The sequence below is a fragment of the Streptomyces vilmorinianum genome, assembly GCF_005517195.1.
GTDB classification, from domain to species: Bacteria; Actinomycetota; Actinomycetes; order Streptomycetales; family Streptomycetaceae; genus Streptomyces; species Streptomyces vilmorinianum.
The window spans coordinates 2,855,499-2,874,792 of record NZ_CP040244.1 but is presented as its reverse complement, the minus strand read 5'-3'; the positions used below and the strand labels follow the sequence as shown (position 1 = coordinate 2,874,792).

At 71.3% G+C, this 19,294-nt stretch carries 20 protein-coding genes and 1 riboswitch; of the genes, 8 read left to right on the top strand and 12 right to left on the bottom strand.

Annotated features, from left to right (window positions below; translation table 11 throughout):
- The first annotated feature begins 26 nt into the window (after positions 1 to 26).
- Positions 27 to 716, top strand: coding sequence for a pyridoxamine 5'-phosphate oxidase family protein (locus FDM97_RS13475; RefSeq protein ID WP_254705576.1), 690 nt, complete (start codon positions 27 to 29; stop codon positions 714 to 716).
- A gap of 10 nt (positions 717 to 726) precedes the next feature.
- Entirely contained in the window at positions 727 to 1,365 is a 639-nt protein-coding gene (locus tag FDM97_RS13470) for an FMN-binding negative transcriptional regulator (RefSeq protein ID WP_137990646.1), read from the top strand.
- A gap of 107 nt (positions 1,366 to 1,472) precedes the next feature.
- On the opposite strand, the gene FDM97_RS13465 is transcribed toward FDM97_RS13470, so the two are convergent.
- The 3 genes from FDM97_RS13465 to FDM97_RS13455 all read right to left on the bottom strand — a co-directional run bounded on the left by FDM97_RS13465 (position 1,473) and on the right by FDM97_RS13455 (position 4,177).
- Entirely contained in the window at positions 1,473 to 2,447 is a 975-nt protein-coding gene (locus FDM97_RS13465; protein WP_137990645.1) for a DMT family transporter, read from the bottom strand.
- A gap of 162 nt (positions 2,448 to 2,609) precedes the next feature.
- A complete protein-coding gene (locus FDM97_RS13460) occupies positions 2,610 to 3,596 on the bottom strand; it encodes an EamA family transporter (RefSeq protein ID WP_137990644.1) in 987 nt (328 codons plus the stop codon).
- A 41-nt stretch (positions 3,597 to 3,637) separates the two neighbouring features.
- Complete coding sequence (locus FDM97_RS13455) at positions 3,638 to 4,177, bottom strand: Clp protease N-terminal domain-containing protein (protein WP_137990643.1); 540 nt, start codon at positions 4,175 to 4,177, stop codon at positions 3,638 to 3,640.
- A 199-nt stretch (positions 4,178 to 4,376) separates the two neighbouring features.
- On the opposite strand from FDM97_RS13455, the gene FDM97_RS13450 reads away from it, so the two are divergent.
- Entirely contained in the window at positions 4,377 to 4,586 is a 210-nt protein-coding gene (locus FDM97_RS13450; protein WP_137990642.1) for a hypothetical protein, read from the top strand.
- 84 nt (positions 4,587 to 4,670) lie between these two features.
- Positions 4,671 to 5,099 (top strand): type II toxin-antitoxin system Rv0910 family toxin, encoded by a 429-nt coding sequence (locus tag FDM97_RS13445; RefSeq protein WP_137990641.1) that lies wholly within the window; start codon positions 4,671 to 4,673, stop codon positions 5,097 to 5,099.
- A 67-nt stretch (positions 5,100 to 5,166) separates the two neighbouring features.
- Here the strand turns inward: FDM97_RS13445 and FDM97_RS13440 are convergent, their stop codons facing one another.
- Positions 5,167 to 5,802, bottom strand: a complete 636-nt coding sequence (locus FDM97_RS13440) for a PadR family transcriptional regulator (protein WP_137990640.1) — start codon at positions 5,800 to 5,802, stop codon at positions 5,167 to 5,169.
- 194 nt (positions 5,803 to 5,996) lie between these two features.
- Here FDM97_RS13440 and FDM97_RS13435 point away from each other — a divergent pair, with 194 nt between their 5' ends.
- Positions 5,997 to 6,806, top strand: a complete 810-nt coding sequence (locus FDM97_RS13435) for a PhzF family phenazine biosynthesis protein (RefSeq protein WP_137990639.1) — start codon at positions 5,997 to 5,999, stop codon at positions 6,804 to 6,806.
- Positions 6,807 to 6,884: 78 nt separating this feature from the next.
- Here FDM97_RS13435 and FDM97_RS13430 read toward each other — a convergent pair whose 3' ends face one another.
- Positions 6,885 to 7,682: a CPBP family intramembrane glutamic endopeptidase gene (locus FDM97_RS13430; protein WP_137990638.1), complete on the bottom strand. Its 798-nt coding sequence runs from the start codon at positions 7,680 to 7,682 to the stop codon at positions 6,885 to 6,887.
- A 139-nt stretch (positions 7,683 to 7,821) separates the two neighbouring features.
- The gene (locus tag FDM97_RS13425; protein WP_137990637.1) at positions 7,822 to 9,321 is read right to left on the bottom strand and encodes a glutamate-cysteine ligase family protein; all 1,500 of its coding nucleotides are present in this window, start codon (positions 9,319 to 9,321) and stop codon (positions 7,822 to 7,824) included.
- Between the two features lie 481 nt (positions 9,322 to 9,802).
- Between FDM97_RS13425 and FDM97_RS13420 the strand changes: the two genes are divergently transcribed.
- Positions 9,803 to 10,417 carry a hypothetical protein gene (locus tag FDM97_RS13420; protein WP_137990636.1) on the top strand — a complete coding sequence of 205 codons (615 nt, stop codon included), beginning with the start codon at positions 9,803 to 9,805 and terminating at the stop codon, positions 10,415 to 10,417.
- A gap of 325 nt (positions 10,418 to 10,742) precedes the next feature.
- Positions 10,743 to 10,949 (top strand): DUF5999 family protein, encoded by a 207-nt coding sequence (locus FDM97_RS13415; RefSeq protein WP_137990635.1) that lies wholly within the window; start codon positions 10,743 to 10,745, stop codon positions 10,947 to 10,949.
- An 81-nt stretch (positions 10,950 to 11,030) separates the two neighbouring features.
- Here FDM97_RS13415 and gcvP read toward each other — a convergent pair whose 3' ends face one another.
- Positions 11,031 to 13,916 (bottom strand): aminomethyl-transferring glycine dehydrogenase, encoded by a 2,886-nt coding sequence (gene gcvP, locus FDM97_RS13410; RefSeq protein ID WP_137990634.1) that lies wholly within the window; start codon positions 13,914 to 13,916, stop codon positions 11,031 to 11,033.
- A 179-nt stretch (positions 13,917 to 14,095) separates the two neighbouring features.
- A riboswitch (glycine riboswitch) is annotated at positions 14,096 to 14,194 on the bottom strand.
- A 114-nt stretch (positions 14,195 to 14,308) separates the two neighbouring features.
- Here gcvP and FDM97_RS13405 point away from each other — a divergent pair.
- Entirely contained in the window at positions 14,309 to 14,674 is a 366-nt protein-coding gene (locus FDM97_RS13405; RefSeq protein WP_175439108.1) for a PRC-barrel domain-containing protein, read from the top strand.
- 60 nt (positions 14,675 to 14,734) lie between these two features.
- Here the strand turns inward: FDM97_RS13405 and FDM97_RS13400 are convergent, their stop codons facing one another.
- The 5 genes from FDM97_RS13400 to FDM97_RS13380 form a co-directional block, all read right to left on the bottom strand.
- Positions 14,735 to 16,087, bottom strand: a complete 1,353-nt coding sequence (locus tag FDM97_RS13400) for a DNA polymerase IV (protein ID WP_137990632.1) — start codon at positions 16,085 to 16,087, stop codon at positions 14,735 to 14,737.
- Between the two features lie 110 nt (positions 16,088 to 16,197).
- Positions 16,198 to 16,830: a MerR family transcriptional regulator gene (locus FDM97_RS13395; RefSeq protein WP_175439107.1), complete on the bottom strand. Its 633-nt coding sequence runs from the start codon at positions 16,828 to 16,830 to the stop codon at positions 16,198 to 16,200.
- 204 nt (positions 16,831 to 17,034) lie between these two features.
- Positions 17,035 to 17,508 (bottom strand): bifunctional nuclease family protein, encoded by a 474-nt coding sequence (locus tag FDM97_RS13390; RefSeq protein WP_005475662.1) that lies wholly within the window; start codon positions 17,506 to 17,508, stop codon positions 17,035 to 17,037.
- A 53-nt stretch (positions 17,509 to 17,561) separates the two neighbouring features.
- Positions 17,562 to 18,305 carry a transcriptional regulator FtsR gene (gene ftsR / locus FDM97_RS13385; RefSeq protein ID WP_137990630.1) on the bottom strand — a complete coding sequence of 248 codons (744 nt, stop codon included), beginning with the start codon at positions 18,303 to 18,305 and terminating at the stop codon, positions 17,562 to 17,564.
- Positions 18,306 to 18,334: 29 nt separating this feature from the next.
- Positions 18,335 to 19,276: an FHA domain-containing protein gene (locus FDM97_RS13380; RefSeq protein ID WP_217510286.1), complete on the bottom strand. Its 942-nt coding sequence runs from the start codon at positions 19,274 to 19,276 to the stop codon at positions 18,335 to 18,337.
- Between the last annotated feature and the right edge of the window lie 18 nt (positions 19,277 to 19,294).

Here is a 19,294-nt window from a genome sequence, read left to right as displayed (position 1 = left end):
TATGCACTAGTGCAATGGAGAGCGCAATGACGGATTCCTACGAGCCGACCGAGCGGACCATCCCCACCCGCTCCCGCCACCGCGCCTCGTACGACCGCGCGCTGGTGCACTCGATACTCGACGAGGCGTATGTCTGCCACCTCGGCTTCGTCCGCGACGGCGCCCCCGTGGTGCTCCCGACGCTCTACGGCCGGATCGGCGACCGCCTCTACGTCCACGGCTCCACCGGCTCGCGCCCGCTGCGCATGGCGGGCACGGCGGGCACGGCGGGCACGGCGGGCACGGGCGACGAGGCCCCCGGGCTGCCCGTCTGTCTGACCGTGACCCACGTCGACGGCCTGGTCCTGGCCCGGTCCGCCTTCCACCACTCGATCAACTACCGCTCCGTCGTGGTCCACGGCACCGCCCACCAGGTCACCGACCCCGAGGAGCTGCGCACCGCCCTCGACGCCCTGGTCGACCACGTCGTCCCCGGCCGCTCCTACGACTCCCGTCCGGCCAACGCCAAGGAGCTGGCCGCGACCGCCGTCCTGCGCCTCGACCTGGAGGAGGTCTCGGCGAAGGTCCGCACCGGCGGCCCCAACGACGAGCCGGAGGACGCGACCCTCCCCCACTGGTCCGGAGTGGTCCCGGTGCGCCGGCGGTACGGCACACCCATCCCGGCCGACGACCTCGACCCGGCCCTCGCCCTGCCCGACTACCTCTCCGTCATCTGAGGGCCGCGCCATGCTGATCCACCCCTGGGACGCCGCCCACGACACCGGCGAGTGGCGCGACTGGCTGGCCCGTCACGACTTCGGCCAGCTCGCCGTCAACGGACTGCCCGGAGAGCCGCCGTGGGTCCAGCCGATGCACTTCCGGTACGACTCCGAGCCCGGTCCGTACGGGCAGGTGCTCGCCCATCTCGCCCGCCCCAACCCACTGTGGCGGGCCCTGGACGAGAACCCCACGGTCCTGCTGAGCGTGGTCGACGACTACGTCTTCGTACCGGGCCACTGGACGGCCCCTGAGGGCGTTCCGTCCGAGCACGGCACTCCCACCTCGTACTACGCGGCCGTCCAACTGCGTTGCACCGCACACGTGGTGGACGACCCGACGGAGAAGGCAGAGCTTCTCAACCGCCAGGTGGCCCACTTCCAGCCGGAGGGCGGCACCGCGCCGGTATGCCCGGGCGAGGCCCCCTTCGGCCGCCTCCTGTCGGGTCTCAGGGTGCTGCGTCTGGAGGTGACCGACGTGCGGGCGAAGTTCAAGTACGCGGGCAACAAGCCGCAGTCGGTCCAGAACCGCGTCGCGGACCACCTCGCCGAGCGCCAGGGCCCGGGCGACAGCGCCGCCCGCGCCCACCAACTCCGCCGCCGCCGGTAGGGGGTTGTAGGGCGAAGCCCGAGGGGGAGGATCGGGGGGGGAGGATCGGGGGGGCACACCCCCACCGGCCCACACCCCCACCGGCCCCCCCACCAGCCCGCGGCCGTCTACGCCACCGCCTCCCGCCGCCGCACCGCCACTGCCCTCGCCTCCGCGAAGGCGAGGCCGGTCACCGCGGTGAGCAGCAGCAGCGTGCCCACCACGGTCGCGGCGGTGAGCTCCTCGCCCAGCACCGTGACGGCGATCAGCGCCGCGCTCACCGGCTCCAGGAGCATGATCACGGAGACGGTCGCCGCACGGACCACCGCCGCACCGGCGAAGTACAGCGCGTACGCCAGCGCGGTCGGCACCGCCGCCACGTACACCAGCAGCCCGAGCACCTGCGCGGGCTGGGCGGTGTGCGGGAGCAGTCCCTCGACGGCCGCCATCGGCAGCAGCCCGACCGAGCCGACCGCGAAGGCCCAGGTGGTCGTCGACAGGGCGTCCGGGCCGCCGCCGTCGCGGCCCAGCCGGCGGGTGAGCAGGGTGATCGCCGCGTACCCGGCGGCGGAGAGCACCGCGAGGGCCACGCCCAGCGGCCTGACCTCGCCGCGGTCGCCGCCCAGGACGAGGACCGCGAGGCCCGCGAGCGCCCCGGCCACCGCGGCCGCGCCTCCGCGGCCGAGCCGTTCACCCATGGTGAACCGGGCGCCGAGCGCGATCAGGACGGGGCCCGCGCCGAGGGTGACGACGGTGCCGACCGCGAGCCCGGTGGCCTCGACGGCGGCGAAGTACGCGCTCTGGAAGGCGGTCAGCCCGATCCCTGTACCGAGGATGCGGATCAGCCGCCGCCGGCGGGGCTCGACGGCCGCCGCGGTACGGGTACGGCCCCGGTTCCGGAGCATCAGCGCGGGCAGCAGCAGCGCGAGGCCGCCGACGCAGCGCCAGAAGGACAGCGCCAGCGGGCCCAGGTCGCTGACCCGGAAGATCAGCGAGGCCGCGGCGCCCGCAGTGCCCCAGGCGATCCCGGCGACGATCAGGAAGAGGAGACTCCGCCCGACGGCAGGCATGGCTGCCGCGGACGCGGAGGAGGAATTCGACACGTGCTTCTCCGTGTGAAGACGGGGTGGTGTGGTCGCTCGGCTCCGCACGCGGGCAGCGACGAGCCGCTCGGGGACTGCCCGAGCCCGGTCTTCGTCAGGGAGAGCGCCGCCCGCGCCTAGGCGGCGGGAGGCGGAAGGACGGTCGCATGCATGGCCGTGACCCTACGGGGTGGCCTGGCCGGCCGACAATTCGGTTTCGCGCGCGCCCTGCCCGGACCCGGCCACGGGCTCCGCCGAGGCCGCCTTGGGCGTCGACGACTGGGCGATGAACGCGCCGACCAGGACCACGGCGCCACCGATGATCTGCGGCGCCGCCAGATGCTCGCCGAGGAGCATCCACGCCAGCACGGTCGCGATCACGGCCTCCAGACAGGCGACGACACCGGCCACCTGCGGCGAGAGCCTGCGCACCGAGATGACTCCGGTGACATAGGCGAGGACCGTGGCGATCAGCACGATCCAGCCGAGCAGCAGCCAGGCGGGCGCGCTCGTGCCGTTCATGTCCGCGCTGCCGCCGAGCACCGACCACTCCATCCCCCACGGCCGGGCGACGGCGGTGAGGACGAGGGCGCCGAAGAGCAGTCCGTACGCGATGACGCCCAGCGGGTCGGCCGGGTCGGACTCGTCGCCGCCCTGGTCGGAGAGGACGAAGTAGCCGACCTGGCAGCACGCGGCGCCGAGCGCGAGGAGCAGTCCGAGCAGGTCGAAGCTGAGCCCCGACCAGACCTGGACCACGCACGCCAGGCCGCCGACGGCGAGGACGACGCCGAGCGCGGCGGCGCGGGTGACCGGCCGGCGCTGGACGAAGCGGACCCAGCCGAGGACGAGGGCCGGGGCGAGGTACTCGATGAGCAGCGCGACGCCGACGGGGATCCGGGACAGCGAGGCGAAGTAGAAGGCCTGGACGCCGGCGACGGCGAGGAGGCCGAAGCCCGCGAGGAGGGCGGGCCTGCGGCGCAGCAGGTCGCGGTGGCGCCAGGCCACCGGCAGCATGACGAGGGCGGCGCCGGCCACCCGGAGCCACACCACATGGAGCGGGTCGAGTCCCGCCTCGATGAGCGGCTTCGCCGCCACACCTGAACCACCGAATGCGAAGGCCGAGGCCAGGGCGAGTCCCAGGCCGGCGCTTCTCCCCTGAGACGCGTGCATCGCGCCATCATGACAGGACGGCGTCAGGTGCGTAACCCCCGTTACACCTGTTGAGACAGCACCCCTATCCGGTCGGCCAGAACGAGCGGATCGACCCCCGCCCGGCCGAGCACCTCGACGGCCCTGCACTCCGGATCCGCGGCGATCACGGCCAGCAGATCGAGGCCACGCGCGCGGGGATCGCCGCGCAGCGCGGCCCGCTCCCAGGCACGGGCCATCGCGGCGGCCGCGGCGGGCGACCAGCCGTCCGCCGCCGGATCGGCGTCCCGTACGACGGCCAGGGTGCCGGAGTCCTCGACGGAGCCCTGCCAGCGCAGGCCGTATCCGATGGAGCGCTGGACGAGATAGCCGAGCACGCGCGCGAGCTGCGGCCCGCCCTCGAAGGCGGCGCCGACCTCCGGGTCCGACTCGATGAGCGAGTGCAGCAGATGGGCGGTGTCGATCTGCCGGTCCCCGTCGCGCAGGGCCCGACGGCGCGCGCTCGCCACGACCGTCGCGAGTTCGGCGGTGAGCCGGCCGAGCTGGATCTCCGGGCGGCGGGCTGCGGGCTGGTGGGGCACGCGGGGAACAGGACTGTGCACCCTCCCACCTCATCAGCCTCCGGCGACCGGAACATCCCCGGCGAGGAGCATGTGCGCATCCCACCGGAGTTGGGCACGGGCGAGCGGCCCCTCCTCCTTACGGAGGAGATTGCGTCCATTCGCCCCCGAGGGGCGCGCGCGCCGCCTTGCTTTGCGCCCCGAATGCAACCACGGCGCGCTCCCGTTTCGTCTCCTGGTCATGTTCTGGATGGTCGCCCTGCTCGCACTCGACGGGCGGCAGTACGTCTACCGCGTGTACGCACCGCGGGAAGCGCTGCCGGCCGATCTCTTCTGGGCCGCGTTCCACTGCCACGACGAGGGCGGCGGGCCGCGGGCCTCCGACTGGTTCGACGCGGCCCAGATGTGGTGGATCGGCGACATCGAAGAACTGACGGTTCATCAGTATTGAATGTTCGCGGCCGTACGGCTACGTTCCGTCGACACCGAAGCCCGACGAGTACGAGTACACGTGAACGCGTGAAGGGGTGGTCGCATGGCCGAAGTCAGCGCGGAGGCACGGATCGAGGCGCCGGCCGAGAAGGTCTGGGCGCAGCTGACGGACTTCACCTCGTACGGCGAGTGGAACGCCACGCACACCAGCTTCCCGAACGGCGGTCCGGCCTCACTGGAGGCAGGCGCCACCTTCGCGGAGAACATGAAGCTGATGGGCTTCCCCGCCGAGGTGACCTGGACGGTCGAGGAGCTGGAGACCGCGCGGGTGCTGGCCATCAGGGGCAAGGGCCCTATGGGGGTCAATGTCGGTACGCGCTACTCGCTCGCGGCGGACGGCGATGCCACCACGGTGCGGATCGACGGCGAGTTCACCGGCGCGGCGGTCTCGCTCATGGCGGGCAAGCTGAAGGACTCGGCCACCGCGGCGCTGAACGAGTCCCTGCGCAAGCTGGCCGGCCTGGTGGCCTGAGCCGCACGGCACGTGAGACGCGGAGGGGCCCGTGGCGATCGCCACAGGCCCCTCGGCATGCGGGCACTCAGTGCTCGTCGGCCAGGATCAGGTACAGCTTCTTGCGGGCCTCGTTGATGACCTCGACGGCCTTGTCCCGCTGCTCGGCGCTACCGGTCTTCCAGACCTGCCCGAACGCCTCCATCAGACCGAAGCCGGCCTGCCGGACCTCGTTCAGTGCGTCCCAGTCGACCCCGCGCCCGGCCTCCTCCCAGGGAGCCTCCGGCCCCGACTCGGCCTCGGTGCGGCCGGCGTCGGTGAGCGTGAACAGCTTCTTGCCGCCCTCGCTGACGCTGGTGATCAACCCCTCGTCCTCGAGGAGCTGGAGGGTCGGGTAGACGGATCCGGGGCTCGGCTTCCACGCCCCGCCGCTGCGCTCGCCGATCTCCTGGATCATCTCGTAGCCGTGCATCGGGCGGTCCTTCAGCAGCGTGAGGATCGAGGCGCGCACATCCCCGCGCCGCGCCCTGCCCCGGCCGCCGCCGCGACCGCGCCCACCCCCGAAGGGGCCTCCGCCCCACGGTCCGCCGCCACCGAAGCCCGGCCCGAACGACCCGAAGGCGGCGCGCCGCCCCTCGAAGTCACCACCGAAGCCTCCCCGACCGCGAGGGCCGGGTCCGCAGTCTCCATGCCCGTGTCCGTGGTCATGTCCATGTGAACGCATCGCAACGCTCCTTCCATCGGGTATGCATCGTTGAACTGTCGCGATGCCTCAACGATATATCGGAACACTTCGTTTGCCAAGCATCGGTCGACCTCCCGTCGGCCTGCCGTCGACCTGCCGTCGACCTTCAACCGGTCCAGTCATCCGAGATTGGCCTTGGCCTGCGGCTTTACCGCCCCGGTACGGTCCGGGGCATGCGGATCCGAATCGTCGACGCCTTCACCGACCGCCCCTTCTCCGGCAATCCGGCAGGGGTCCTCCTCCTCGACTCCTTCCCCGACGACCGCTGGCTTCAGCAGGTGGCGGCCGAGGTCAACCTCTCCGAGACCGCCTTCGCCCACCCGCTGCCGCCCGGCGGGGAGGCCGACTGGGCCCTGCGCTGGTTCACCCCGACCACCGAGGTCGACATGTGCGGCCACGCCACGCTGGCCACCGCCCACGTCCTGCACACGACGGGCGCCGCGACAGGGACCGTCCGGTTCGCCGCCCGGTGCGGCATCCTCAGCGCCACGGCGGAGGAGGACGGCACCCTGACGATGGACTTCCCGACCTCGTCGCTGACCCCCGTCCCGGCCCCCGACGGCCTGGCCAAGGCGCTGGGCGCCGAGATCGTCTCCGTCCACGACACCGCCGCCCACATCGGCGACCTCGTCGTCGAGCTGCGCGACGAGGCCACCGTCCGTTCCCTGACACCCGACTTCGCGGCCCTGGTCCAGTACTCCGAGCGCGGAGTCATCGCCACCGCCGCGGCCGAACGGCCGGATCGCGGCTACGACTTCGTCTCACGCGGCTTCTTCCCGGGCCTCGGCATCGACGAGGACCCGGTCACCGGCAGCGCGCACACCGCGCTCGCCCCGTTCTGGTCCGCGCGCTTCGGCCGCGACGACCTGACCGGCTTCCAGGGCGGCGCCCGCACGGGCATGGTCCGCACCCGGCTGCGCGGCGACCGCACCCTGCTCACCGGCCACGCGGTGACGGTCATCGACGGCGAGCTGAACGCCTGAGCCCGCACACGCCGAAGGGGCGTACGGCCGTCGCCGTACGCCCCTTCCGTCCTTACAGTCCTTCCGTCCTTCGGTGGCCTACACGGTGGGCAGCCAGTCCACCTTCCCGGCCAGCAGCCCGTACCCGACGAAGGCCACGATGTCGAGCAGCGAGTGCGCCACCACCAGCGGCCCCACCCGCCCCCAGCGGCGGTAGAGCAGCACGAAGACGACGCCCATCACGACGTTCCCGACGAAGCCGCCGATCCCCTGGTACAGGTGGTACGAACCGCGCAGCACCGAGCTCGCCACCAGCGCCGCCATCGGCGTCCACCCCAACTGCCCGAGCCGGCGCAGCAGATAGCCGACGACGATGACCTCTTCCAGTACGGCGTTCTGCACCGCCGACAGGATCAGGACCGGGTACTTCCACCACACGTCCGGCAGCGACTCGGGCACCACGGTCAGATTGAACCCGGACGCCCGCGCCACCAGGTAGAACGCGAGCCCGGCGCTCCCGATCCCGGCCGCGACCAGGGCGCCCCGCCCGAGGTCCGGCCAGGGGCGCGTCCGGTCGAAACCGATCGCCCGCATCCCCGCGCCCTCGCGCAGCAGCAGATGGGCGACGAGCACGACGGGCACGAGCGCGGTGGCGATGCCGAAGAGCTGCCAGGCCAGATCGAGCCACGGCCGCCCGGGCGCGTACGAACCGTTGAGCGTCGCCGCCTGCTCCTTCAACCCGCCGGGCTTGGTCAGCGAGCCGATGAAGCTGATGAGGGACGACACCGCGCTGGCGCCGAGCGAGAGCGCCAGGACGATCAGCGTCTCGGATCGCAGGACCCTGCGTGGCAGGCCGCCCGGGGGAAACGAATCGGCGACCACTCGTTGCTCCGACACCACACCAGTCTCCACTTCCCCATCGCTTCCGGGTACGGAGATCATGCGTGACGGGCCGGGGCGTGCGCCATTCCGCCTCGTGGAGGCCGTGAGGCTCGTGCCGGGCACGGGAGCCCGGCACGAGCCCCGCGGCCGCTCGCTAGCCGATCCCCACCGGCCACGTGTGCACCGGCTCGCCGCCGTGCATCAGCTCGGCGTACCGGCGGGTGGTGGCCGCCAGCGCCGCCTCCCGGTCAAGGCCGGACTCCCGGGCCCGGCGGAAGGTGTCGGCCTGCCAGGAGGCCCCGTTCACCCGCCCGCGGCAGCGCCCCTCGATCACACCGAGATAGAAGTCCCGGTCGGCCGGCTCGACGTGCCAGGCGTCGAGCCCCGCCGCGGCCAGCGGCAGCAGCTCGTCGAGGACGAGGCGTACGGCCGACACGCTCGCCACCCCGCCCGAGCGCCCCGGCCGCGGCCAGCGCAGCTCCGACTCGATGCCGTGGCGACAGGCCGCGTCGAAGTTCGCGGCGGCGTCCTCGAACGGCAGCCGCTTCCACACCGGCCGGGGATCCTCGGCGAGCGCCCGTACGAGCCCGTAGTAGAAGGCCGCGTTGGCGACGACGTCGGTGACGGTCGGACCGGCCGGCAGCACCCGGTTCTCCACCCGCAGGTGCGGCACCCCGTCGACCCAGCCGTAGACCGGACGGTTCCAGCGGTAGACCGTGCCGTTGTGCAGGACGAGCTCCTGCAGCCGTGGCACACCGCCCTGGTCGAGGACCAGGAGCGGGTCCTCCTCGTCGCAGATCGGCAGCAGCGCGGGGAAGTACCGCAGGTTCTCCTCGAAGAGGTCGTACGCGGAATCGACCCACCGCTCCCCGAACCAGGTGCGCGGCCGCACGCCCTGGGCCTGGAGCTCCGGCGGCCTGGTGTCCGTGGCCTGCTGGAACAGCGGCGGGCGGGACTCGCGCCACAGCTCCCGGCCGAAGAGGAACGGCGAGTTCGCTCCCACGGCGATCTGGACCGCCGCCACGGCCTGCGCCGCGTTCCACACCGCGGCGAACCGTTCCGGCGTGACCTGGAGGTGCAGCTGCACGGAGGTGCAGGCCGCCTCGGGCACGATCGACGTGGACGTGCATGTGAGCCGCTCCACGCCCTGTATGTCGAGCGCGAAATCCTCACCCCTGGCGGCCACGATCTGGTCGTTGAGAAGGGTGTAGCGGTCGACGGCCGAGAGATTCTCGGAGACGAGATCGTCCTGCGCGAGCGTGGGCAGTATTCCGATCATGACGACACCCGCGTCGACTTCGCGGGCCTTGCGGTCGGCATATCCAAGACCGGTTCTGAGCTCTTCCGCGAGCCGATCGAAAACATGACCGTCGAGGCGGTGCGGAGCGATGTTCACCTCGAGGTTGAACATTCCGAGTTCGGTCTGGAAATCAGGGCTCGCGATCCGCTCAAGAACGGCTCCGTTCACCATCCTGGGCATACCGTCGGCGCCCGCGAGATTGAGTTCGATCTCCAGGCCCATCAGATTCCGCGGTCGGTCGAACCGCTTCTCCGCCAGGAGCCTCGCGAGCCCCGCCAGACACTGCTGGAGCTTCCGGCGGTACCTCTGCCGATCGGACAGGTCGAACCCGTCTGCCACGACCTTCTCCCCCATCGAAGGGTCCCTCCCACGATTGGGCGGCCACGGCGACGGCCGCGCGCGTCACGGACGATGATGCCCAGCCCACTGATCCATAACGCCTGCGGACCACCCCCGTTGAACGATAGGCTGGGTTGAGCAACCGCCCGGCACATCCCGAGGGCAATCGGCAAAGGACATATTCCACGGCGATATTCATCGAAAGCATGGGGTCGATATTCGGCCGTCCGCATCGATGGAGAAGCCGCAGGCAGGCGATGGGCCCTCGCCCCAAATACCGCGAATCGCCGCCGCAACAAGGCCGGATGACGTCTTGCTCGCAATATCGGAGACCGCTAGTGGAAACACTGCGTGAACACGTCTCGTATAAACTCCGCGAACGAGGCAGAGTGTTGGCGCCCGGCCATGGCTTCATGGCCCCTTAGGCCCGGCAGCCCACAGCGCCGTCGTACCTGCCCACGCATCACCGTGTCTCCTGAGTGAGAGGCGACCCACCATGCTCCGACCCTCTCCGGCCCCCGCGCCGGCCCTGCGCAGTGTCCTCGCGGCCCTCGGTTCCCCCACCGCCGTCCGTGAGGCACGAACGCCCGCCCTCCGGTCCGCCCCGGGGCCGCTCAGCCCCGAACTGCCCCTGCCCGTCCACATCCTCGACGTTCGGGACCAGGTCGTACGGGACCAGTCCCTCCCGCCCGGCCAGGCACCGCGCACGCGGCTCGTCGGCTGGCGCTTCCTGATCCGGGGCACGGACCGGGCCGTCGCCGCCGCCGACACCATGCTCACCCCGGACGGCTGGTCCTTCTCGCACTTCTTCGAGGGCCCGTACGTCACTGCCACCGAGCGCGCCCTGCTCCAGGCCGAGACACTGTCCACGCCGTACCAGCCGCGCCTGCTCTCCGTCCCGCAGCTGTACATGCTGACGCTCTGGCTCCACGGGGACACCACGGCGGACGGAGCATCGTCCTCGCCCGACCCGGCCGACCTGCTGATCCCGCTCGCCCCCGCGCCTCCGGGCATCGCGGCCCACCGCCCCCACCGGGTCGCCGACCTGCTGCCCGTCCTCACCCTGCGCCTCGCGCCGCCGCCGCTCTTCGGCACTCCGGCGCCGGCCTGATCCACCTCACGCGCACCCCCGCCCCGCGGCCGCCGACCCGGCCGCGGGGCGCAGTTCTGTCCGAACGGCGGCGTCGAACACCCCTCCCCGTACGGACTAGCCCACCAGGGCTACCCCGAACCATCCGAAAAGACCGCCCAGTTGAGCTGAACCGCTCGCGCGGGTGATACGTCTTCATGCAGTAGGAAGAGCTGCCGTGAAATACCTGCGGATCGATGTCCGTGGGGGAACACTGGACCTACCGAACCGACAACGGGGGGCGGCCATGAGTACCGCACCGAGCCGCAGGACGACACTCACCACGACGCAGCGAAAGAACCCATCCATGTGCCAGCACCAGCCTGCCTGTCCCACCGCCGACTCCGCCGACCGGGAGGCGGCCCGCCTGATGGCGCACCACCCGGAGCAGGGCTGGAGCCTGCTGTGCAACGGCGTCCTGCTCTTCGAGGACACCGGTGAACTGCTGCCGGACGGCCAGATCATCGCCCCGCACCGCCCGCTGACCGCGGGCCGGGTGACGACCGCCGCCTGACCGCACGAGGCACACGAGGCACACGAAGCGCACGACAAGGGCCGGCCCGGAGGAATCCTCCGAACCGGCCCTGACTCATGCTCAGTTGTCGTACTCGTCCAGCGGCGGGCAGGAGCAGACCAGGTTGCGGTCGCCGAACGCCCCGTCGATCCTGCGGACCGGCGGCCAGTACTTGTCCGCGGCCGAGACACCGGCCGGGAAGACCGCCTCGTCACGCGTGTACGGGTGGTTCCACTCGCCGCCCAGCGCGGCCGCGGTGTGCGGCGCGTTGTGCAGCGGGTTGTCGTCGGCGGGCCACTCGCCCGACGCGACCTTCTCGATCTCGCCGCGGATCGCGATCATCGTGTCGCAGAAGCGGTCGAGCTCGGTGAGGTCCTCGGACTCGGTCGGCTCGATCATCAGCGTGCCGGCCACCGGGAACGACATCGTCGGCGCGTGGAAGCCGTAGTCGATCAGACGCTTGGCGATGTCGTCGACGCTGACGCCGGTCTCCTTGGACAGCGGGCGCAGGTCGACGATGCACTCGTGGGCGACCAGACCGGCCGGACCGGTGTAGAGCACCGGGTAGTGCGGCTCCAGGCGCTTGGCGATGTAGTTCGCCGCGAGGACGGCCACCTGCGTGGCGCGCTTGAGGCCCTCGCCACCCATCAGACGCACGTACGACCAGGAGATCGGCAGGATGCCGGCCGAGCCCCACGGGGCGGCCGAGATCGGGCCGACGCCCGTCTCCGGGCCCGCGGTGGGCTGCAGCGGGTGGTTCGGCAGGTACGGCGCGAGGTGCGCGCGCACACCGACCGGACCGACGCCCGGGCCGCCGCCACCGTGCGGGATGCAGAAGGTCTTGTGCAGGTTCAGGTGCGAGACGTCGCCGCCGAACTTGCCCGGCTTGGCCAGACCGACGAGCGCGTTCAGGTTGGCACCGTCGACGTACACCTGACCGCCGGCCTCGTGCACCTCGGCGCAGATGTCGGCGACGTGCTCCTCGAACACACCGTGCGTGGACGGGTACGTGATCATCAGCACGGACAGCTCGTCGCGGTACTGCTCGATCTTGGCGCGCAGGTCCGCGACGTCGACCTCGCCGTCGTCGGCGGTCTTGACGACGACGACCTTCATGCCGGCCATCACCGCGGAGGCGGCGTTGGTGCCGTGCGCGGAGGACGGGATGAGGCAGACGGTGCGCTGCTCGTCGCCGTTGGCGCGGTGGTAGGCGCGGACGGCCAGCAGACCGGCCAGCTCGCCCTGCGAACCGGCGTTGGGCTGGATCGACACCTTGTCGTAGCCGGTGACCTCGGCGAGACGCTCCTCCAGCTCGGTGATGAGCGTGAGGTAGCCCTGCGCCTGCTCGACCGGGGCGAAGGGGTGGATCTGGCCGAACTCGGGCCAGGTCACCGGCTCCATCTCGGTGGTCGCGTTCAGCTTCATCGTGCAGGAGCCGAGCGGGATCATGCCGCGGTCGAGCGCGTAGTCGCGGTCGGCGAGCTTGCGCAGGTAGCGCAGCATCGACGTCTCGGAGCGGTGCGCGTGGAAGACCGGGTGGGTGAGGTACGCGTCGGAGCGCAGCAGGCCGGCGGGCAGCGTGTCCTCGGTGGCGGCGTCGAGGGCCTCGATGTCGGCGTCGACACCGAAGGCGCCCCAGACGGCGGCGAGCTGGGCGCGGCCGGTGGTCTCGTCGCAGGAGACCGACACGTGGTCGGCGTCGACGAGGTACAGGTTGACACCGGCCTCGCGGGCGGCGGCGACGGCCTCGGCGGCCTTGCCGGGCACGCGCACGGTGACGGTGTCGAAGAAGCTGCCGTGGACGACCTCCACACCGCCGGCCTTCAGGCCCGCGGCGAGGATCGCGGCGTACCGGTGGGTGCGCTGCGCGATGCCCTTGAGGCCGTCGGGGCCGTGGTAGACGGCGTACATGCCGGCCATGACGGCGAGCAGCACCTGCGCGGTGCAGATGTTGCTGGTGGCCTTCTCGCGGCGGATGTGCTGCTCGCGGGTCTGCAGGGCCAGGCGGTACGCCTTGTTGCCGTCGGCGTCGACGGAGACACCGACGAGGCGGCCGGGCAGGGAACGGGCGTGCTTGTCCTGGACGGCCATGTAGCCGGCGTGCGGACCGCCGAAGCCCATGGGCACACCGAAGCGCTGGGTGGTGCCGACGGCGATGTCGGCGCCGAGGGCGCCGGGCGAGGTGAGCAGGGTGAGCGCGAGCAGGTCGGCGGCGACGGTGACGACGGCGCCGAGCTCGTGGGCCTGGTCGATGAGCGGCTTGATGTCCCGTACGGCACCGGAGGCGCCCGGGTACTGGATCAGCACACCGAAGACGCCGCGCTCGGCGACCTCGGCGGGGATGCCCGCGCTCAGGTCGGCGACGACGACCTCGACACCCGTCGGCTCGGCGCGGGTCTCGATGACGGCGACGGTCTGCGGCAGGGCGTCGGCGTCGACGAGGAAGACACCGTTCTTGACCTTGCCGACGCGACGGGAGAGCGCCATGGCCTCGGCGGCGGCGGTGCCCTCGTCGAGGAGGGAGGCGCCGGAGGTGGGCAGACCGGTGAGGTCGGCGACCATGGTCTGGAAGTTGAGCAGCGCCTCCAGGCGGCCCTGCGAGATCTCCGGCTGGTACGGCGTGTACGCCGTGTACCAGGCGGGGTTCTCCATGACGTTGCGCAGGATGACCGGCGGCGTGAAGGTGCCGTAGTAGCCGAGGCCGATCATCGGGGCGAGGACCTGGTTGCGGTCGGCGAGCTCACGCAGCTCCGCGAGGACCTCGGCCTCGGTGCGGGCGGCGGGCAGGCCGAGCGCCTCGGCGTTCTTGATCACGTCCGGCACGGCGGCGGCCGTGAGCTCGTCGAGGGAGCCGTAGCCGACCTGCGCGAGCATCTTGGCCCGGGCTTCGGCGTCGGGCCCGATGTGCCGCTGCTCGAACGGGATGCCCTGTTCGAGTTCGGAGAGCGGAATACGGTTGGCGGTCATGTACGGAGGCCTCCTGGTCGTCACGACCTGCGAGGGGCACCACGGCGCGGGTACCCGGACGGCCTCCCCCTCTGTCATCTCAACCTGAGAGCTTCACCGGCATGCCGAAGGGGCTCGCCGGTTTTCACCGTCGGTGAGAGCGGATGCCGTCGGGCCTCCGCTCTGCTTTCCAGAGTGACCTCGTCCGTGCGGTACAGGTGCCTGAGAGATTCCGGGGAGGATTTGCTCCTTCGGCGCCTCCGAAAGGTTTCTCCGGAGGACTCTCCCGCACAGGGTCGACAGCCATAGCCAGCCTACCAGCGCGGTTCCGGTTCACATCGCTCAAGTGGCCGACATCCCAGATGTGCACTTTCGTAGTCTTTGTAGAGCAGTTGCGACCATGTGGAGGGACCGTGCAGACCGACATCGATCCGCGCAGCCTGATCGGCCGCAAGGCGTTCGACCGCGATGGACACAAGATCGGCACCGTGGACGAGGTGTACCTGGACGACGCGACGGGCGTCCCCGAGTGGGCAGCGGTCCGCACGGGCCTTTTCGGCCGGGACGCGTTCGTCCCCCTGGAGCCGAGCGAACTCGCCGGCGACGGTCTCCACGTCCCGTACGAACGCGCCCTGATCAAGGACGCCCCGGACTTCGGCGTGGGCCGCCATCTCTCCCCCGAGCAGGAGCTCCAGCTCTACCGCCACTACAACATCGCCCTCCCCCCGCCGCCCCCGGACCGCGACTTCGGCCGCCTGGCGGGCCAGGAGGAGGGCTGACGGCCGGCCGCCGACGGCGCTGTCCGGCCGAAGGCCGGGCGCCTCACTAGGCGACCGCCACTAGGCGACCGCCGCCTCATCACCCCCGCCCCCCACCAGCGGCAGCGGCTCCCCCGCCTCCAGCTCCGGGTCGTCGACGAGAAACGTCCGCACCCGCCCCGGCGCCGACCCCGGCTGCTCGAAGCGCACGGTGACCCGCCCGACCCCGCTCCCCTGCACCCACCCGGCCCCGTACACGGCATGCCGTACGTCGTGCCCGGGCGCCCACCTCCGCTCGGCCGGCGCCTCCGGCTCGGGGGTCTCCGGCTCGGGCGCCTCCTCCACGGACCGCGCCGCCGGCTCCACCGCCTGGGCGAACAGATCCTCCTGCGTGTAGTCGGCGAGCCCGCTCACCCCCACCCCCAGAAGCCGCACCCCACCCGTCGTGTCCACCCCCTCGAGCAGCCGCCCCGCCGCCTCCCGCACCACCACGGGATCGTCCGTGGGTCCCCGCAGCGTCTCGGAGCGCGTCAGCGTCGAGAAGTCGAAGCGCCGCACCTTCAGGACGATCGTGCGCCCCGAGTGCCCCGACCCCCGCAGTCGCGCCACGCACCGCTCCGCCAGCCGCTCCACCTCGATCCGGATCCGCACGCGGTCGTGCAGGTCCACGTCGAAGGTGTCCTCCACCGAGACCGACTTCGCGTCCCTCTCGGCCACCACGGGCCTGTCGTCGTACCCCTGGGCCATCTTGTACAGGGACGCCCCGTGCGCCCGCCCAAGCAGCCGTACAAGCTCGTCCTCGCCCGCTTCCGCGAGGTCCGACACCGTCGTCATCCCGGCGCGCCGCAGATGCTCCCCGGTCGCAGGCCCGACCCCCGGCAGGATCCGCACCGACTTCGGCCCCAGGAGCCCCCGCTCGGTCCCCGGCTCTATCAGCACCAGCCCGTCCGGCTTGGCCTCCTCGGAGGCGATCTTCGCGAGCATCTTCGACCCCGCGAGCCCCACCGACCCCGTCAGCCCCGTGGTGGCGAGAATGTCCCTGCGCAGCCGCTCACCGGCCGCCCGCGCGCCCGCGCTGTCCTCCGCCACACCCCCGGCCGCCAGGTCCACGAAGGCCTCGTCCAGGCTCAGCGGCTCCACCAGCGGCGACAGCCGTCCGAGCAGTTCCATGACCTGCTCGCTGATCGATCGGTAGAACGCGAAGCGCGGCACGAGATAGGCGGCGTTCGGAGCCAGCCGCCGCGCCTGCGCCATCGGCATCGCCGAGTGGACCCCGAAGCGCCGGGCCTCGTACGAGGCCGTGGCCACGACCCCGCGCGGCCCAAGCCCGCCGACGACCACCGGTTTTCCGCGCAGACTCGGCTTCGCCGCCTGCTCGGCGGCCGCGAAGAAGGCATCCATGTCGAGATGCAGAATCGTCGGCGCGGCTCTCACATCTCCGATGCTGCCCTACGCCACTGACAATCGACTCGCACCCGCGTACGGGCGCGCCCCAGCGCTCCGTGCGCTCCGTGCGCCCAGACGGCTCAGACGGCTCAGACGGCTCAGACAGCCCGGTCGCGCCGCCGCCGCGCGAGCTCGTCGCCCGGGTTGTGTCCGATGAGCGTCTCACCGGTGTCGATGCGCTCGCCGTGGAGCTGCGAGAGCGCCGCCTCGACATCGCGCCAGACCACGCCCACCGCGATCCCGAAGACGCCCTGCCCGCCCTGGAGCAGATCCACGACCTCGTCGGGCGAGGAGCACTCGTACACCGTCGCGCCGTCGCTCATCAGGGTCATCCGCTCCAGATCGCGGAAGCCGCGGGCCCGCAGATGCTGCACGGCGGCCCGGATGTTCTGCAGCGCGACCCCGGTGTCCAGGAAACGCTTGACGATCTTGAGAACGACGACGTCACGGAAGCTGTAGAGCCGCTGCGTCCCGGATCCGTACGCGGGCCGCACACTCGGCTCGACGAGCCCGGTACGCGCCCAGTAGTCCAGCTGACGGTAGGTGATCCCGGCCGCCGCGCACGCGGTCGGACCGCGGTATCCCACCGTGTCAGTGCCGGCCGCCGCGTCCTCGCCCGCACGCGCGTCCGCCGTACCGGAGTCGCCCACCCTGCCGTGAAGCGGATACGGACCGCTCTCCCCGGGCGCGCGCCCGAGGGTGCCCCCTGCCGTACCGTCGCCGCTGCTCATCACGCCGACCCTCCGTCCTTGACCTGCCCACACGAAGGTAGGCAGTCACTCGGGGTGCGTCAACGATCGCCACACTCGGCACGCCGAGTGATAATCACCCTGAGAGTGGTTTCCCGTGTCTCTCTCCGGGGAAAGGCTACTCGAATGTCCTGACAGCGCCCCGCGTACGGAGGCCGGCGACCGGCCTCGCACGGCCGGCCCGCCTCACTGGCTGTTGGTCCCGAAGTCCTCCGGGGAGATCTGGTCGAGGAACTCGCGGAACTTCTCCACCTCGTCCTCCTGCTCATCCGGGATCGCGATGCCGGCGTCGTCGAGCACACCGTCACTGCCGAAGATCGGCGTTCCGGTGCGCAGCGCCAGCGCTATCGCGTCGGACGGCCTGGCACTCACCTCGACACCACTGGCGAAGACCAGCTCCGCGTAGAAGACGCCTTCACGGAGATCCGTGATGCGGACCTCGGTGAGCTCTTGCCCCACGGCTTCAAGGACATCCTTGAAGAGGTCGTGCGTCAGCGGCCTCGCAGGGGCCATCCCCTGCTGGGCGAAGGCGATCGCGGTCGCCTCACCAGGACCGATCCAGATGGGGAGGTACCGATCGCCTCCCACTTCACGCAGGAGCACGATCGGCTGGTTGGAGGGCATTTCCACCCGGACACCCACAACGTCGAGCTCGTTCACACAGCAACCCTAGGACGTGCTCGACCGGTTTGGGTAGTCGGGCTCCCCCAAGATCACGACAGCCGGAGTCCCAGCGCGGTCTGGACCAGTGCCGCGTGGAGCCGTACGGAGAGCCCGGCGAGCTCCTTCGCGGTGGCCTCCGCATGGGCTCTGGTCTGCGGATTACGGTGCCGTCGCAGCGGCGCGACCATCTGCTCGACCAGTCCCGCCTCCCGGTCGGCGGCCGCTTTGACCGCCCTCAGGTGCCGCGGTTCCAGACCAAATCTCCCCAGATCCGCGACAAGTCTCGCGACGGTGATCGCCTCGGCGTCGTAGCCACCCTCGGCTCCCGGAGCGATGAGCCCGTACGACTCCCACTCCGCGAGCTCCTCCTCGGTCACCTCGGCAGCGGCGAGCAGCTCGGCCCGTCCCACCCGCGCGGCGGTCGGACGATCGCCCTCCGGATCCCACGCGCCGTCGAGCAGATCACGGTGCGGGCTGGGGGAAGGGAGCTTGATCTGTTCGCCCCGGGCAAGGGCGTCGAGATGCTCCCGGATGACCTTCAGCGGAAGATAGTGGTCCCGCTGCATCCGCAGGATCTGAGCGAGCCGCTCCACGTCCTGCGGGCTGAACTTCCGGTAGCCGGAGGCCGTCCGCCGGGGCTCGACGAGCCCCTCGGCCTCCAGGAACCGGATCTTGGAGATGGTCACTTCGGGAAACTCGTCACGTAGCTGGTTCAGCACCGTCCCGATGCTCACCAGCCGGTCGCCCGCGGTGGCGGTGCCGTGTCCGGCACCGCCCGTCGGTGTTCGCAGCATGGACCTTCCCTGAAGGCTTCTCCGAGGCGTCACGCGCCTCGCTGGCTCGTGTAGAAGACCAGGCGGTACTTGCCGATCTGCACCTCGTCGCCGTTGGACAGAACGACCGAGTCGATCGGCTCACGGTTGACGTACGTGCCGTTGAGGCTGCCGACGTCGGCGACGGTGAAGCTGCCGTCCTGCGCCCGCCGGAACTCGACGTGGCGCCGCGACACGGTGAAGTCGTCGAGGAAGATGTCGCTCTGCGGGTGACGGCCGGCCGTGGTCAGCTCGCTGTCCAGCAGGAAGCGGCTGCCCGAGTTCGGACCACGCCGCACGACGAGAAGCGCCGATCCGGCGGGCAGGGCCTCGACGGCGGCCAGCGCCTCGGGCGAGAGGGACGGCATCGCGGTCTGACCCGTGACCTCGGCGTCGTACGCCTCCAGGCCCGAGATCGAGATCGTCGACGTCGTCTCGGACGCGCGCTCCACGGGCGCCCCGCCCCTCAGCGGCGTGCCGCAGTGGGAGCAGAAGCGGCTGTCCGCGGCATTGCGGTGACCGCACCTCGTACACACCGGCATGGACGCATCCTCCTGCCGCGGCTGGCCCGCGGAGGTTTGGGTCGCATACGGGTCGGGGGTGAACCCTCCACCCGTACCTGAGGTTGATGGTTCTCCGAAACCTATGCGGCCGGCACCCGCAGGGTCAACAGACGACGCGCCCTGTGCGCCCGGAATGTCACCGCCCTGGCCGCCGACCTCATCACGGAAGAGCGGGCGCTCGCCGCCCTGTTCCTCGCTCTGGGCGTGGCGCGGCGCGCGGTGCTTGGCGTTGCCGCCGTCCTCGCGTGCGCTCTTGCCGAACAACTTCGCAAAAAAACTCACGGGCGATTCCCCTTGACCGAAACAGACCCGCCCGTGGGGCAGGACGAACCCTGAATGAACACACCTGCCGACCCGGACATCCTCACAACGTCCGTACCCTCCGGACAGTTTCCACCACGCACCACG

Excerpts from the sequence above, each read along its gene's own strand:
- FDM97_RS13475 (WP_254705576.1), top strand. The coding sequence starts at position 27 with ATGACGGATTCCTACGAGCCGACCGAGCGGACCATCCCCACCCGCTCC.
- FDM97_RS13470 (WP_137990646.1), top strand. The coding sequence starts at position 727 with ATGCTGATCCACCCCTGGGACGCCGCCCACGACACCGGCGAGTGGCGC.
- FDM97_RS13460 (WP_137990644.1), bottom strand. The coding sequence starts at position 3,596 with ATGCACGCGTCTCAGGGGAGAAGCGCCGGCCTGGGACTCGCCCTGGCC.
- FDM97_RS13450 (WP_137990642.1), top strand. The coding sequence starts at position 4,377 with ATGTTCTGGATGGTCGCCCTGCTCGCACTCGACGGGCGGCAGTACGTC.
- FDM97_RS13445 (WP_137990641.1), top strand. The coding sequence starts at position 4,671 with ATGGCCGAAGTCAGCGCGGAGGCACGGATCGAGGCGCCGGCCGAGAAG.
- FDM97_RS13440 (WP_137990640.1), bottom strand. The coding sequence starts at position 5,802 with ATGCGTTCACATGGACATGACCACGGACACGGGCATGGAGACTGCGGA.
- FDM97_RS13435 (WP_137990639.1), top strand. The coding sequence starts at position 5,997 with ATGCGGATCCGAATCGTCGACGCCTTCACCGACCGCCCCTTCTCCGGC.
- FDM97_RS13425 (WP_137990637.1), bottom strand. The coding sequence starts at position 9,321 with ATGGGGGAGAAGGTCGTGGCAGACGGGTTCGACCTGTCCGATCGGCAG.
- FDM97_RS13420 (WP_137990636.1), top strand. The coding sequence starts at position 9,803 with ATGCTCCGACCCTCTCCGGCCCCCGCGCCGGCCCTGCGCAGTGTCCTC.
- FDM97_RS13415 (WP_137990635.1), top strand. The coding sequence starts at position 10,743 with ATGTGCCAGCACCAGCCTGCCTGTCCCACCGCCGACTCCGCCGACCGG.
- gcvP (WP_137990634.1), bottom strand. The coding sequence starts at position 13,916 with ATGACCGCCAACCGTATTCCGCTCTCCGAACTCGAACAGGGCATCCCG.
- FDM97_RS13395 (WP_175439107.1), bottom strand. The coding sequence starts at position 16,830 with ATGAGCAGCGGCGACGGTACGGCAGGGGGCACCCTCGGGCGCGCGCCC.
- ftsR (WP_137990630.1), bottom strand. The coding sequence starts at position 18,305 with ATGCTGCGAACACCGACGGGCGGTGCCGGACACGGCACCGCCACCGCG.